Source organism: Sediminispirochaeta smaragdinae DSM 11293 (assembly GCF_000143985.1).
GTDB lineage: Bacteria > Spirochaetota > Spirochaetia > DSM-16054 > Sediminispirochaetaceae > Sediminispirochaeta > Sediminispirochaeta smaragdinae.
This window is the reverse complement of the sequence record NC_014364.1, coordinates 1,434,257-1,447,613: the sequence shown is the minus strand read 5'-3', so window position 1 is coordinate 1,447,613 and position 13,357 is coordinate 1,434,257. Positions and strand designations below refer to the sequence as shown.

Below are 13,357 nucleotides of genomic sequence, written 5' to 3'. Positions count from 1 at the left end.
TTATTCTTCCGATTTGAAGATCTGCTTTACCCTTCCCACCTGCCCATCCTCAAGCATTACCTTGATGCCATGTGGATGAAAGTCGGATTTCGTCAGAAGCCGATCCACTCTCCCCTCGGTCAGAGCCCCACTTCGCTGGTCCTTTTTCAGAACGATGGCGACCTCCATGCCGGGTTTGATATTTTTACGATAGCGACCGTCGTTCATCGTATCCTCCTCTATACTCTGAGATCCATATCGCCTTCGGCAATCCACCCCTTACGTCGCATCCATTCACTGATCCCCAGCGAAATAAGGGCGGGAAGAATGAAATGCAGCAAAAGGATCTGAGGAATTGCCTTGAGGCCCATGGTCTCGATCGTTGCAAATTGACCTACAAGGCCGCTGGTTCCCATGCCTGCTCCGATGCGGTTGTTTTCCATATGAAAAAGAACCGTTCCAACGGGTCCCAAGATGGCGCTGGCAATAATCGGCGGAATCCACACCCTGGGATTTCGGACGATATTGGGGATCTGGATCATGCTGGTTCCCAGCCCCTGGCTGATCAAACCTCCCCAGCGATTTTCCCGAAAGCTTATCACCGCAAACCCGATCATTTGACAGCTGCAGCCGATGGTACTAGCCCCGGCGGCAAGCCCGGATAGACCCAAGCTGATTGCGATGGCCGCACTCGATATGGGTAGGGTCAGGATGATACCCATGGTCGTTGCGACGAGGATCCCCATAGGTAAGGGATAGAGGGTGGTAAGCAGATTAATAAAGGCGCCTATGGCACCCATAAGCTTGGCAACCCAGGGAGCAAGAAAAGCACCGGTAAGGGAACCGACGATGATGGTACCGGCGGGCACCAGAATGATATTGAGCTTTGTCCGGTCCTGGACAAGCTTACTGAACTCGGCTCCCACCAAGGCGGCCAGGAGTGCGCCTACCGGCTCACCAATATGAAGAAGCGCACCGGTATCGGAAAAGGTGACACTCCCGGCTCCCACGGCTCCGGTAATAATCGACGCGAAGATACCGAGAGGCCCTGCCCCGACCGATGATGCAACACCGGCGCCGATGGCCGGGCCCATCATGTACTGAGCAATCTGTCCGAAGCGGGCAAGCAGGCTCCATCCCGCATAGGTACCTATCTGTTTCAAGATGAGCCCGATGATGAGGCTTGCAAAAAGCCCGAGAGCCATCCCGTTAAGAACGTTGATAATGTACTTTTTCACCTTCCCTGCCGGCTTTGACATACGCTGCTCTCCTTACAGAGGGTTTTGCTTATGGTAATCATATTTGCGCTTTTGGCAAGCCGCAGGTGTCGGTTTACCACCATTCCATGAGTAGAGAAAGCGGCCATGGAGCTAATCCACGGCCGCTTATTCGAAAAACATGCTGATATCTTCGCCGACCGCGTAAACGAAGCCTATGCGAAATTTCCCGATCCGAGACGCTTAGCAACCTCTTCCAGTACCGCTTCTTCCTGGACAAGGCCTAAGCGGATATATCCTCCACCGTTCTTTCCATACGCCGTGCCGGGAACTCCCACAAAGCCGTAATCATCATATAGCGCCTGGATAAAATCCCAGGCATTCATGCCGGCAGGGACCTCCACCCAGACATACATGGCACCCTCCGGTTTCGTAAAACGGAGTCCACATGCAGACAATCCCGCACACAAAATGTCACGTCTCTTTTGATACATCGATGAAAGTTCCTGATAAAATGTCTCATCCATACTCTTTAGTGCCGTCGCGGCGGCAAGCTGTATAGGATAGAACACATTCGAATCGATCTTTGATTTGTAGAGTTTCACGGCATCGAGGATCTCTTTTTGGGCAACAATCGCGCCGACTCGCCATCCCGCCATGTTGTATGTCTTTGAAAAGGCAAAGAACTCCAAGGCCATGGAGGTTCCGTTGTTTCCTGTAAGATAACTTGTAGCACGCCTATCATCGAAAGCTATCTCCGAATAGGCCAGGTCGCTCATGATTGCAAAATCGTAACGAGAAGCAAGCCGGGAAAGTTGTTCATAAAAGCTAATGCCGACCAGTCGACCCGTCGGATTTGAAGGATAATTGACGACGACATAACTTGGATGATGGAGTTCGGCAATTGCCTCGATCTCCTGCAAAACAGCAGCCTCGTCTGCGTTACTGTTATAGGTGATCAACTTGGCACCGCAAAAATCCCCCGCCTCGAAATAGGTCGGATAACCGGGATCCGGAATGACAAGAACCTCACCGGGGTTGAGCAATGCGTGAAATGCATTGAAGATCGCTTCTTTGATTCCCACGGTAATTAATACCTCGGTCCGGGGATCAATACGAACGGCAAAGCGTTTCTCATACCACGCTGCGACGGCTTCACATAATTCCATTGCCCCGAATTGGGGTGGGTAGGTGTGATATTTCTCTACATAAACATCCTGAACAAATTGATCAAGAATGTTTTTTGGTGTCGCCCGGTTCGGGGCGCCGATGGAGAGGTCGATAAACGTATCAAAGTTTCTTGGAGGCTTCAGTTTCATCTCACGGATAAAACCAAAAGCGTCGGGAACAAGCCAGTGTAGTTTTTTGCTTCCAAATCTCATCTGCTGATGATTGCCCATAGTATTCTCCTCTGCGAATAGTTGTGGTAATATGTGCTGCAAGATTTATTCATTGATGTAGACCTTGGGAACTCTTGCAGGAATTCGACAAATAACTTCATTAACGATGATATTACCCCTCTGGGTAAGGTCGACCATTGTCGGTTCATTACGGCCATGGCCCAGTAAGACCACTGTATCGTCCGGGTCTACCTGCAGATCCCGACCAAGATCAACGATTAATTGATCCATGCAGACCATTCCGATAACCGGATAGTGTTTTCCCTTGATTGTGACAAATCCTTTATTTGAGAGACTTCTTGGGTAGCCATCGCAGAAACCGGCCGCTACGACACCGATATGCGTATCGTTCTCAGCAACAAATGTTCTCCCATAGGAGACACTCTCACCCTTTTTTATTGTCTTAATGAGTCCGATCTTTGTCTCCATGGACAGAACCGGTCTAAGATCTGCTCTATCCCTCCCCATATGGATAAGATCGGGAGGATACCCAAAGATACCCAGACCAGGCCTTACCATGTCGTAATAAGCCTCCGGATACTGAATAATCGCACCGGTGTTCGCAGCATGCACAAGCCCATAAGGGATATGCTGGGACCGAAGAGTATCTACAAGTAGGTTAAGCCTATTAATCTGTAAAAGCGTATAAGCACGATCAGAGATATCCGAAAGGGAAAAATGCGTACAGAGCCCTCCCATCATAAGGTTTTTACTATTACCGACAAAGCTTGCCAGAGACAAAGCTTCTTCGGGTCGACAACCCAGCCGTCCCATACCGGTATCAACCTTGAGATGGACCATAGCCACTTTTTCCTGGTTTTGGGCTTCTCGTTCAATCTGTTTGATGTATGCCAAATCGGAGACAAAGGGAATAATGTCAAATCTAACGAGCTGGGGGACCTCGGAAACGTCGGCTACCGTAAATAGAAAGATAGGTGCCGCAATTCCGGCCTCCCGAAGCTCAAGAGCCTCATCCACGGTAGCAACACCAAGAGCCTGTGCACCGGCCTCAATACCGACCTTTGCCATCTTTACGGAGCCGTGGCCGTATGCATTTGCTTTGACCACCAGACAGATCTTCCTGCCGCCGGTTTTCTTCGAAATGACTCGAATATTATGACGATACAGATCTAAATCGATACGGGCCTTTGTAGGACGCATAAAAGTAACCTCAAACTAGTGGCGAGTACTAAGACGCCGTTCCAGATTTTTAGAAACGAGAATCAACGGATAACAGATAACAAAAAAATACCCGCCCACGATCAGAAATGCGAGAAAAGAGTTTTGCGTCAGCAAAGACATCTGTCGTGATGTTCTCACCACCTCGGCAAGTCCGACAAGTGATACGATGGAAGTATCCTTTATCGTCATAATCACCTGACCAACGATCGAAGGCAACGTTAATTTGATCATCTGCGGAAAAATGATCAACGTCATTTTCTGAAAAAAATTCATGCCAATCGAATCAGCGGCAAAATACTGCCCGGTATCAATGCTGCGAAGTCCACTCAGGAAAATTTCGGACATAAAGGCGGATGACGTGAAAGACAATACACAAACGCCCGTTCCAAAAGGAGAAAGGGAAATCCCGATATTGGGAAGAATAAAAAACGTTGCATATACCAGAAGCAAGAAAGGGGCTCCCCTGATGATCTCGACAAGAAGGGAGAAAAACTGAGACAGAATACGTATCTTATAATACCGAACAACGGCAATAACAGAACCCAGTATAAGACCGATAAGCAAAACTATTGGTAAGAAAGAGAGATTGATAAGAAATGCTTTTCCAAGGCGGAGGATCTGATGCAATACGGAAATATCTTCAAAGAACATGATTTACCCCCTGCTTGCCTTTTTGGTTTCGAAGGACATACTAGCAAGTCTGAACACAATGTAGAGCAAGAAATAAATTATCATCGGTATGACTAAGGCTTCCATCGGCCTGTAGGTAGAGGAGGAAACATTTCGATAGGTATATGTCAATTCTTGGACGACTAACACTGCAGCAAGGCTGGTATCCTTTATCAGATATGAGAATTGAGACAAAAGCGGAGCAATAACCCGCTGTAGGACCTGAGGGAAAATGATATACCGGAGGCAGGCAAACCAACCCATGCCAAGAGAATAGGCGGCGTAAAACTGTCCCTTATCGATACCTTCCAGGCCTCCACGGAAAATCTCAACGACATAGGCTCCTGTGTTTAGCGAAAAAGCTATGACCGAACTCACATACGGATTTACCTGAATACCAAGAAGCGGCAAGCCGTAATAGATAAAGTATAACTGCACCAATAGTGGAGTGCTACGCATAATAATCGTGTATGCATCGATAATCATGGAAAGCAGCCGAATCTTTGCCTGGTTTACAGTCGCCAGAACGAGTCCCAAAAAAAGCGCAATACAAGCACTGAAAAACGCAATTTTCAATGTCTCCAATGCCGCTTTGAGGAAATCTGGGAGATACTGGATAATAATATATATCTGCATGACACACTCCCGATGGCTAAAGGATTTTTCTCAAAAATTCTTTTGCTCGATCACTCGTCGGATTATGAAAAAACTGATCTTTATCTGTGAGCTCAAGAATTTCCCCTCGTTCGAGAAAACAAACCTTTGTAGCAACCTCACGGGCAAAACCCATTTCGTGGGTGACAATAACCATAGTCATTCCTTGAAGTGCAAGGTCCTTCATAACCGACAAGACGTCCTTAATCATTTCCGGATCAAGAGCACTGGTCGGCTCATCAAAAAGCATGAGTTCGGGATTCATTGCCAGAGAGCGTGCAATTGCAACCCGCTGCTTTTGGCCGCCGGATAGTTGCGAAGGATACACATCATATTTTTCGGATAAACCAACAAGATCGAGCAGCTTCTTCGCCCGTTCTTTTACCTCTGCCTCATTTTCGTGCTTTACCTTTATGGGCCCGATTGCAACATTGTCCAAAACCGTGAGATGGGGAAACAGATCGAAATGCTGAAATACCATTCCGCATCGCTTTCTAACTTCAGTCAAATTCTTTCGGTTCTTTTTGCCACCGGAAATCTCCATGCCGAGAACTTTTACGCTGCCATGGTGACTGTGTTCAAGCTGATTGATGCAACGCAGCAAGGTACTCTTTCCGGAACCACTGGGACCGCAGATAACAAGTATATCGCCTTCCTCCACAGTGAGACTTAAATCGGAAAGCACCTGTGTAGTGCCGTATTTGAATGATAGATCGGTAATTCTAACGAGTTCTTCTTTCTTCATGGAACCTTCCTGAAAATACATTGCGGAAGAGGCTCCCCTCCTCCGCATAAAGTGTTGTGCCTTTTAAGCTTATTGGATTACTGGGTTTGGCGTCCAATCCTTGCCCACAAATTTCTTGTAGATTGTTCCATAATTTCCATTAAGCTTTTCCCATTTCAAAAACCAATTGAACCAATCAACCAAGGTATCGTTCTGATTTCCCTGCGTGAATGCCAAGCCGTACACATCGGGACGTACGGGGTTGGCAGTGAGGGTAAATTCTGGATTTTGCTTACAAAACTCCAATAAAAGGAGTTCATCATCCATTACACCGTCGATCCTCCCGTTTTTCAGCTCATTGATAAAGTCGGTTGAACTTTCATACTGTTTTGGCTCGTAGTTATAGTTTTCCTTCAGGTAGGTCGCATGAGAAGAACCCATTGTTGCCGCCAGGATCTTGCCGGGTTCAAGCAACTCTTCCCAATCCCGAATACCGCTATCCTTCCGCACCATCGCATACACACCGGTAAACATATAAGGATCGGAAAAACGGATCGCCTTTGCCCTCGATAAGGACATCGACATGTTTGCCGCTATCATATCCACCTTACCGGCAGTCAAAGAGGGAATCAGGCTCTCCCAAGCCATGTCCTGCCATTCGATCTCTACACCCAACTCCTTCGCAGCAAGCTCCATCAGCTCTACGATTAATCCGGCAGGCTTTCCTTCCGCATCTTTGTACTGAACAGGCGGTCCTGTCAGGTCTGTGGCTATCACCAATTTTCCACTCTTCAGAATCTTCTGGAGTGCATCCTCCTGTACCTTTGTCGCATTAGCAGCAGACTGTCCTCCGTTTGAACAAGCCCCTACCAAAAGGGAAAGAATCATCACCAAGGCCAAAAGGATGATACTTTTTTTCTGTAAAAATCGTACTTGCATTGTCGTCCTCCTTAATCTGAATGAAGTATGCATAATGGTATGCTAACTTATGTCATATGTCAACTATTTATGATTGCAAATTCCGTATGAAGACACGGCCCCCTCAGCATACCTGCCTCCCTGTTGCCTTCGTCTCATGGCTTCGCAACTGGCCCAATGCTCCGCCAGGGTGCCACATCACATACTCTTCAGGGCTCACTCCCCGAACGCTCTGCAAGATGACGCTTAAGCCCTGAAGAATGAGAATTTCAGCGAGTACCGAAATCCGCGGTGCGCGATCAAGAGGGCCCCCTTCCTCGGGGACCCCAGCAAACAGATGTGCATCCCCCTCCTGTGCCAACCACGAGCTGGCATTTCCCGTCACCGCAATAACCGTACATCCATTTCTTTTGATCGCAGAGACAGTGGCCTTCAGTTCCACCGTCTCCCCGCTATTGGAAATACAAATGACAACATCCCCGGGAAGCAATTGGCCGCAAGAACCGTGCACCGCCTCAGTCCCGTGCAAGTAGTAGGTCGGGGTTCCGGTAGAGGAGAGTAATGAGGCTACATACTCTGCCACATGCGACGGCTTCCCGATTCCGGTGATATGCACCCGATTCCCCCGTTTTTCAGCGGCAAGAATGAGTTCGACCGCATCCTCGTACATGTCCCTCGTAATAAGCTCGGCATACCGGCCGAACGCTTTGCTTGCCGTATCGACAAATCGGTCCAGAGCCTCCTGTCCCGCTTTCAACTCTTCCATGGCTTCTCCTATCCCTTCAGCACATCCAACAGGTTCGGCTCGACGCCCTGTTCCCGGCCTTTGGCCATTAAATCGGTAACCGCGCTCAAATACGGCAACGACGGCTGTGCACCAGGACGCGACACCGTCAATGCCGCCGTATAACTTGCGAACAGTAACGCCTGTTCATGGTTCATTCCGGTACCCAGTCCGCTCACAAACGCAGCTACAAACGAATCCCCGGCTGCCGTCGGGTCTTTTACATCCACCACATCGATACAGGGCTGCACAAGAAACTCATTCCTATTAATCAGCGCAGAACCGCCGTTTCCCAAGGTAACAAGCACATTCTTCACGCCTTTTTTCAGCAACACCTCGGCTGCGGCTCTTAGATCATCACGGTTAACCCGTTTATCTTCCTTCCTGATGGGTATTCCGGTAAGCGCCTGTATCTCATGTTCATTGGGCGAGATGTAGCTAAGCCCTGCAAGCAAGTCATCGGATAGTGCGGAAGCCGGTGCGGAGTTGAGCATGACCGGTACCCCTTTTGATGAGGCATATTCGACTACCAACTCATTGATCTCCATCGGAATCTCCAATTGCAACATCACCATTGCATATTGGTCGACAATCTCCTTTACGAAGGATATATCCTCCGCCCCGATGGACATATTTGCACCGGACACAACGATGATCCGATTCGTCGTCCCCTTGCCTGCCACCTCTTCCAACAGTACATCTCCAACCGCGGAAGCGGTTTTCTTTGCGACCGTCACGTATTGGGTATTGATCCCAGCCTTCTCACAGGAATGAACCAGAGTCCTTCCGAACTCATCATCTCCGACCTTACCGATCATCGTGACATCGGCTCCCAGGCGGGCGGCTTGAACCGCCTGGTTGGCACCCTTCCCTCCAGGAGCCGTTGCAAAGGATTTCCCCAACACCGTTTCGCCAGAGCCGGGAAACACCTCTGTTGTGACGATCAGATCCATCACAAAACTTCCGACCACCAAGATCCTCGGGGGCTTTGCCATCTCTATTACGCTCCCCGCTCCGACAGGAATCGGGCACACATATCCGCCGAAAGTGCGCGAAACTGATCGACCTCAAGCCGCTGTGAATCGCTCAAAATCGTGTATCGCGCATCAGAACGCCTGCATATCTCAGTTGAGAAAATACCTTCTTTCATGAGTGCATACTTGGCATTGGCAGGATAGGATTGATATTCTATGACCGAAGCGGTTCCAATGTAGTTTTGGAGTTCTTCGGCGCTTTTCCCCATGCTCTCCCAGTCGTGACATAACTTCCTGTAGAGTTCCGGATGAAAGTTGGCCATGACTCCGCTATATCCGGCATATCCCTGCCGGAGCGAATAGAGAAGTGTCGCTGCATTTGCGTTGAAAAACTTTACGTTGCTTCCCTTTGCCAAGGCAGCACGCTTTGCTATGAGAGAGGGGCTGCAGCAGGTGTCTTTAATGAATTGAAAGCGTTTTGTCGCAATCAAGGCAATAAGGACTTCCTCGGAGAGAAGCCGTTTATAGGGATAGGGACATTCATAGAGGCCAAGGGGAACGGTATCGGGAAGAGCCGCCATCAACTTTTCAAGGGACGTAAGCCAGACGGTATCATTCTGGTCGGGAGATGCAAGCCTATTGGAAACCAAAACAAGTGCGTCTGCACCAGCCTCTGCCATATCCATCAATTCGTCAACCTGATCCGAAATACTATCTGAGATATGGCCCGATGCCATGACAGGGAACCTTCCCCTGGATAGCTCAACTGTTTTCCTGCACAACTGCTTGCGTTCCCTTCTCGATAATTCAAACATCGCACTGGACTGACATACGGAAAACAGGCCGTCAATTTCCTTTTCACTATACCAGTTCATGAGGCACTCAAGTGCTTCATAATCTATGGCAAGATTCTCTTTGAATGGCGTCACCATCGTAGGATATACACCACTTACAATTTCTTTTCGCATTCTGTTCAACACCTTGTATTCGTTAAGTTGATTCCTTAAGACAAAAAAACGTTATCATGACTTATGTCATATGTCAACTAAACTTTTCACTAAACTCTTGACATAAGTCCATGATGGCGTATAATCCACTCACATCGGCGGTGCACAAAAATTCTTATGCATGATGCATCGCAGGCAAAAGGTTGTATATGTGAAAGACATTTTACCGTTACCACGCATGAAAATTTCCGATGAAGTAACTCGTGCGATTGAAGACTTTATCGTCGAGAACAATTTGGAGACGGGAGATAAATTACCTTCTCAGGCTGAACTATCGGCAAAGCTGCATGTCGGAACGCGCTCCATCAGAGAGGCCATACGCTCTCTGGAATCACGGGGTATGGTGGAAACAAAACAGGGTAAAGGTGTTTTTGTTAAAAACAACAATCTCGACTACTTTTTAGAAACCTTGATGGCGTCGTTTGTTTTTCATCTTCCCGAACAGAAAGAATTGTTTCTCGACCTCACAAAAACGCGCAGGATTATTGAAGTTCAGGCAATATACGATGTAACCCAGAATCCTCCGCCGAATTTCGTCTCACAATTTACCCGAATTGTGGAAGAACTTGATGCTAAGGCCCAAACAGGGGAGATAGATGCCTATAACCTTCTTGATTTGAAACTTCATCAATCAATCATCAATGCCACCGGCAATAAGATTCTTATGTCGCTGTACAGGTACCTGCGCGATCTGCTCGTCAAATGCTTTGGCAAGACCGGCTATGTACATGGGAGCATTGAAACAAGTATCACCGACCACCATAAAATGCTTGAGGCCCTGCAAAAGCATGATGCGGCACAGGCAAAAGCGGTTATGGAATCGCATATCGGACTCACCCTAAATAAAATCGAACATCTTTCCTTGACCTGAGAAAGCCGCACTGGGTATGATGCGGGCCGAGGCAGCATCATGAAAATTCTTGGAATCAACGGAAGTCCGCGAAAAAATGGAAATACCAGAACGATCATCTCTTGCATGCTTGAGGGTGTTCGGAAAGCAGGAGGAGAAGCTGAGTATATCCATCTGCCTTCATATCATATCGAAGGCTGTATCGGTTGCGAGAAGTGCCGAAAAGAGAAACGGTGCACTCAGTTTTTCGACGGTATGCAGCTGCTCTATCCCAAGATAGAAAAAGCGGATGGTATTATCCTGGGATCGCCGACATACAATTACAACATGACGCCTTGGATGAAGGCTTTCATCGACCGTCTTTATCCTTATTTCGATTTCTCTCAACAACGGCCGGGGCCTTACAGCTCCCGGCTCAGCGGAAAAGGTAAAAAAGCCTTGGTCTTTGGGGTATGCGAACAAATAGATCCGAAGGAGATGGGATATACCATCGTCGCCATGAGGGACGCTATTAAGGTCGTCGGCTATGAGATTTTCGCAGAGCTTGCCTTCCCAGCCCATTTTTATCCGGGATCTGTTGCCAAAGATCCATCGTCACGGGAAAAGGCGGAATCGGCCGGAAAAGCCTTTACCGCCTCGTTTCAAGGCACAATCGCATAAGAAGGAAGCTTCACTGAGAAATAAGGATCATCCCTTCTAAAGGCGCAAGCATGCTCTCCTGTTCAATAACAACTTGCGTCCCCTGCTCCGAAAAATCTGAGGCATGGGTGGAAAAAAGCTTTCGCCATCTCCCATTCTCCACCTTCAGCGATTGATGTCTTTTTGATGAAAAATTAACGCAGACGAGAAAACGTTCTTTCGTATCGGCTTCCCGCAGGTAGACAAGAAGCTCTTTCTCCTCAGCCTGAATCAACGTGAAACCGCCGCGCCGAAGCGCGGGATACTTTGAACGAAGGGCTATTAGGGCCTTAAAGCAGGATAGGACCGATCCCGCCCTGCCTTGTTGATCCGCTACGTTCACCTCTTGATAATTGGGGTGCAAAGGAAGCCATGGTCTCGCATCGGGATTCGAGGAAAAACCGGCGCAGGGGCCGCCATCCCACTGCATGGGAAGCCGCTCTCCGTCGCGTCCCTTATGAAAGGGCCAGTAACGAATTCCAACAGGATCGGCGAGGCGGGAGCGGGGAACCGCTGCGTTTTCCATTCCGATCTCCTCTCCCATGTAGAGAAAGGGTGTGCCTCCCTGGGTCAGCAACATCACTCCGATCAATTTCGCCACGGCTTCCTTCATCTCCCGATCCGAAGAGGGGGCATAGCGACTGAGCGCACGAACAACATCATGATTTGAAAAAACGAAACAGGGAGTACCACCGTACCGCAGGGCTGCACGATATTGTCCCTCGAAAATCGAACCGAAACGACGGGCGGACCAGGGGGAAAAGGTAAGCGAGAAATCAAAGGCCAGATGAAGCTGATCCTGCACACCGGTAAAGGATGCTGCGAGTTCCTGATCAACGGGCTTGTCGAGATAGATCTCCCCTACCGCAAAGCTTCCCGGATATCGATTAAGGAGCCTGCGAAGCTGACGAAGATAGTCCCCGGTGGCGGGGCTGTTGCGGTCGTAGAGATGGCGCTGCATCTCATAGGGCCTCGGAGGCCAGCCGAAGGTAAAGGGGTTGTCCCGAAATTCGGGGTCTTTACCGATCAGGTTGATGACATCGAGGCGAAAACCATCCACGCCCTCCTTCAGCCAAAACTCAAGCTCGTCGAAAATCGCCTTCCGGCAGCGGGGATTCGCCCAGTTCAGATCCGGCTGTTCCGGCAAAAAGGAATGGAGATAATACTCACCGCTTTTCTCGTCGAAACTCCAGCAGCTGCCGCCGAAGGAGGCCTTCCAGTTATTCGGCACCCGTCCGCCCTTTTTCGGTTTCCGCCATACGTAAAAATCGCGATAAGGATTATCCTTTGATGAACGGCTTTCAATGAACCAGGAATGGAGAACGCTGGTGTGGTTGAACACCATATCCATGATCACCCCAATGTTGCGACGGTGGGCCTCGTCCAAAAGCCGACGGAAGGCCTCGATATCCCCGAATACAGGATCGATTTCCCGATAATCGCTTATGTCATAGCCGAAATCGAACATGGGGCTTTTATTGATCGGGCTGATCCAGATCCCTGAAACCCCAAGCTCCCGAAGATAATCAAGCCTTGTGCGTATCCCGTCGAGATCCCCCACCCCGTCTCCGTCGGCATCAAAGAAACTTCGCGGATAGATTTGATAGATTACGCCCTCTTTCCACCAGTTATCGTCACGGTGCAGCTGTCCCATTGCATCCCCCGTTTCCCTTTTTTCTCAGCCGTCATTATATTATAGCCAGAGGGCAAGATGGAAGAACGAATACAAAGAGCACAGCTGCTTATAATGGATAATCGTTACCTTGACGCGCTTGAAATCCTGACTGAAATTCTCAGGGAAGAGCCGGACGAGAGGGAAGCACTTCGGCTTGCCGGTACCGCATGGATGGAAAGCGGAGAGGCAGGGAAAGCGGTTAAGGCCCTCGATTACTATAGGAAACGGTGGGGAGATGATGCAAAGGCATTGGAGGCCCTGGGCTGTTCCCACTTCAAACTTGGAAATTATGGGCTGAGCAGAGAGATACTTGAGGAGGCTGAACGACTGGATGATCGAAATCCATCCATAGAGCGCAACCTCGGAGTCGTATATCACCACCTCGGAGAAGAGGGGAAAAGCATTCGGAGGCTTGAACAGTCAAATGAACTTGGCCCCGACGACTACCGGACCATGTATGCTCTTGCCATGGCCTACATGCTTGCCGGACGACCGGCCGAAGCGGAACCCCTGCTTGAAGGAGTGCTTAAGGTTCCGACTCCGGAAGAGTTCAGAACCCTTGCAAGGGTGAATCTTAAACGTATTCATAAACAGATTGAAACGAGGGAACGTCCAAAAACAAAGGATTAATCCGTAAGGCATAATT

General features: G+C 48.9%; 15 protein-coding genes. 3 read left to right on the top strand and 12 right to left on the bottom strand.

Going from position 1 to position 13,357, the window contains the following annotated elements; all coding sequences use genetic code 11:
* The 11 genes from SPIRS_RS06860 to SPIRS_RS06810 form a co-directional block, all read right to left on the bottom strand.
* Nucleotides 1-207, bottom strand: a complete 207-nt coding sequence (locus SPIRS_RS06860; protein WP_013253949.1) for a YwbE family protein — start codon at nt 205-207, stop codon at nt 1-3.
* An 11-nt stretch (nt 208-218) separates the two neighbouring features.
* Nucleotides 219-1,238, bottom strand: a complete 1,020-nt coding sequence (locus SPIRS_RS06855; RefSeq protein ID WP_013253948.1) for a PTS transporter subunit IIC — start codon at nt 1,236-1,238, stop codon at nt 219-221.
* A 173-nt stretch (nt 1,239-1,411) separates the two neighbouring features.
* On the bottom strand, nt 1,412-2,596 hold the full coding sequence (locus SPIRS_RS06850; protein WP_013253947.1) for a pyridoxal phosphate-dependent aminotransferase: 1,185 nt from the start codon (nt 2,594-2,596) through the stop codon (nt 1,412-1,414).
* A 45-nt stretch (nt 2,597-2,641) separates the two neighbouring features.
* Complete coding sequence (alr, locus tag SPIRS_RS06845; RefSeq protein WP_013253946.1) at nt 2,642-3,757, bottom strand: alanine racemase; 1,116 nt, start codon at nt 3,755-3,757, stop codon at nt 2,642-2,644.
* A 15-nt stretch (nt 3,758-3,772) separates the two neighbouring features.
* A complete protein-coding gene (locus tag SPIRS_RS06840) occupies nt 3,773-4,429 on the bottom strand; it encodes an amino acid ABC transporter permease (protein WP_013253945.1) in 657 nt (218 codons plus the stop codon).
* Nucleotides 4,430-4,432: 3 nt separating this feature from the next.
* Nucleotides 4,433-5,083: an amino acid ABC transporter permease gene (locus tag SPIRS_RS06835; RefSeq protein WP_013253944.1), complete on the bottom strand. Its 651-nt coding sequence runs from the start codon at nt 5,081-5,083 to the stop codon at nt 4,433-4,435.
* A 16-nt stretch (nt 5,084-5,099) separates the two neighbouring features.
* Entirely contained in the window at nt 5,100-5,846 is a 747-nt protein-coding gene (locus SPIRS_RS06830) for an amino acid ABC transporter ATP-binding protein (protein ID WP_013253943.1), read from the bottom strand.
* Between the two features lie 69 nt (nt 5,847-5,915).
* Nucleotides 5,916-6,764, bottom strand: a complete 849-nt coding sequence (locus SPIRS_RS06825; RefSeq protein WP_013253942.1) for an ABC transporter substrate-binding protein — start codon at nt 6,762-6,764, stop codon at nt 5,916-5,918.
* 103 nt (nt 6,765-6,867) lie between these two features.
* Complete coding sequence (locus tag SPIRS_RS06820; protein WP_013253941.1) at nt 6,868-7,509, bottom strand: KpsF/GutQ family sugar-phosphate isomerase; 642 nt, start codon at nt 7,507-7,509, stop codon at nt 6,868-6,870.
* 8 nt (nt 7,510-7,517) lie between these two features.
* Nucleotides 7,518-8,522: a ribokinase gene (locus SPIRS_RS06815; RefSeq protein ID WP_013253940.1), complete on the bottom strand. Its 1,005-nt coding sequence runs from the start codon at nt 8,520-8,522 to the stop codon at nt 7,518-7,520.
* A 5-nt stretch (nt 8,523-8,527) separates the two neighbouring features.
* The gene (locus SPIRS_RS06810; RefSeq protein WP_013253939.1) at nt 8,528-9,469 is read right to left on the bottom strand and encodes a dihydrodipicolinate synthase family protein; all 942 of its coding nucleotides are present in this window, start codon (nt 9,467-9,469) and stop codon (nt 8,528-8,530) included.
* Nucleotides 9,470-9,659: 190 nt separating this feature from the next.
* Between SPIRS_RS06810 and SPIRS_RS06805 the strand changes: the two genes are divergently transcribed.
* Together SPIRS_RS06805 and SPIRS_RS06800 are read left to right on the top strand one after the other, a co-directional pair.
* Nucleotides 9,660-10,379, top strand: a complete 720-nt coding sequence (locus tag SPIRS_RS06805) for a FadR/GntR family transcriptional regulator (protein WP_013253938.1) — start codon at nt 9,660-9,662, stop codon at nt 10,377-10,379.
* 39 nt (nt 10,380-10,418) lie between these two features.
* On the top strand, nt 10,419-11,018 hold the full coding sequence (locus tag SPIRS_RS06800; RefSeq protein ID WP_013253937.1) for a flavodoxin family protein: 600 nt from the start codon (nt 10,419-10,421) through the stop codon (nt 11,016-11,018).
* 10 nt (nt 11,019-11,028) lie between these two features.
* Here SPIRS_RS06800 and SPIRS_RS06795 read toward each other — a convergent pair whose 3' ends face one another.
* Nucleotides 11,029-12,690 carry a glycoside hydrolase family 13 protein gene (locus SPIRS_RS06795; RefSeq protein ID WP_013253936.1) on the bottom strand — a complete coding sequence of 554 codons (1,662 nt, stop codon included), beginning with the start codon at nt 12,688-12,690 and terminating at the stop codon, nt 11,029-11,031.
* A gap of 57 nt (nt 12,691-12,747) precedes the next feature.
* On the opposite strand from SPIRS_RS06795, the gene SPIRS_RS06790 reads away from it, so the two are divergent.
* A complete protein-coding gene (locus tag SPIRS_RS06790) occupies nt 12,748-13,341 on the top strand; it encodes a tetratricopeptide repeat protein (RefSeq protein WP_013253935.1) in 594 nt (197 codons plus the stop codon).
* The last annotated feature ends 16 nt before the right edge of the window (nt 13,342-13,357 follow it).

What these genes read in the sequence shown, in the direction of transcription:
- SPIRS_RS06790 (WP_013253935.1), top strand. Translation starts at nt 12,748, where the DNA reads ATGGAAGAACGAATACAAAGAGCACAGCTGCTTATAATGGATAATCGT.
- SPIRS_RS06855 (WP_013253948.1), bottom strand. Translation starts at nt 1,238, where the DNA reads ATGTCAAAGCCGGCAGGGAAGGTGAAAAAGTACATTATCAACGTTCTT.
- SPIRS_RS06840 (WP_013253945.1), bottom strand. Translation starts at nt 4,429, where the DNA reads ATGTTCTTTGAAGATATTTCCGTATTGCATCAGATCCTCCGCCTTGGA.
- SPIRS_RS06815 (WP_013253940.1), bottom strand. Translation starts at nt 8,522, where the DNA reads ATGGCAAAGCCCCCGAGGATCTTGGTGGTCGGAAGTTTTGTGATGGAT.
- SPIRS_RS06850 (WP_013253947.1), bottom strand. Translation starts at nt 2,596, where the DNA reads ATGGGCAATCATCAGCAGATGAGATTTGGAAGCAAAAAACTACACTGG.
- SPIRS_RS06795 (WP_013253936.1), bottom strand. Translation starts at nt 12,690, where the DNA reads ATGGGACAGCTGCACCGTGACGATAACTGGTGGAAAGAGGGCGTAATC.
- SPIRS_RS06830 (WP_013253943.1), bottom strand. Translation starts at nt 5,846, where the DNA reads ATGAAGAAAGAAGAACTCGTTAGAATTACCGATCTATCATTCAAATAC.
- SPIRS_RS06810 (WP_013253939.1), bottom strand. Translation starts at nt 9,469, where the DNA reads ATGCGAAAAGAAATTGTAAGTGGTGTATATCCTACGATGGTGACGCCA.
- SPIRS_RS06825 (WP_013253942.1), bottom strand. Translation starts at nt 6,764, where the DNA reads ATGCAAGTACGATTTTTACAGAAAAAAAGTATCATCCTTTTGGCCTTG.
- SPIRS_RS06820 (WP_013253941.1), bottom strand. Translation starts at nt 7,509, where the DNA reads ATGGAAGAGTTGAAAGCGGGACAGGAGGCTCTGGACCGATTTGTCGAT.
- alr (WP_013253946.1), bottom strand. Translation starts at nt 3,757, where the DNA reads ATGCGTCCTACAAAGGCCCGTATCGATTTAGATCTGTATCGTCATAAT.
- SPIRS_RS06860 (WP_013253949.1), bottom strand. Translation starts at nt 207, where the DNA reads ATGAACGACGGTCGCTATCGTAAAAATATCAAACCCGGCATGGAGGTC.
- SPIRS_RS06800 (WP_013253937.1), top strand. Translation starts at nt 10,419, where the DNA reads ATGAAAATTCTTGGAATCAACGGAAGTCCGCGAAAAAATGGAAATACC.
- SPIRS_RS06835 (WP_013253944.1), bottom strand. Translation starts at nt 5,083, where the DNA reads ATGCAGATATATATTATTATCCAGTATCTCCCAGATTTCCTCAAAGCG.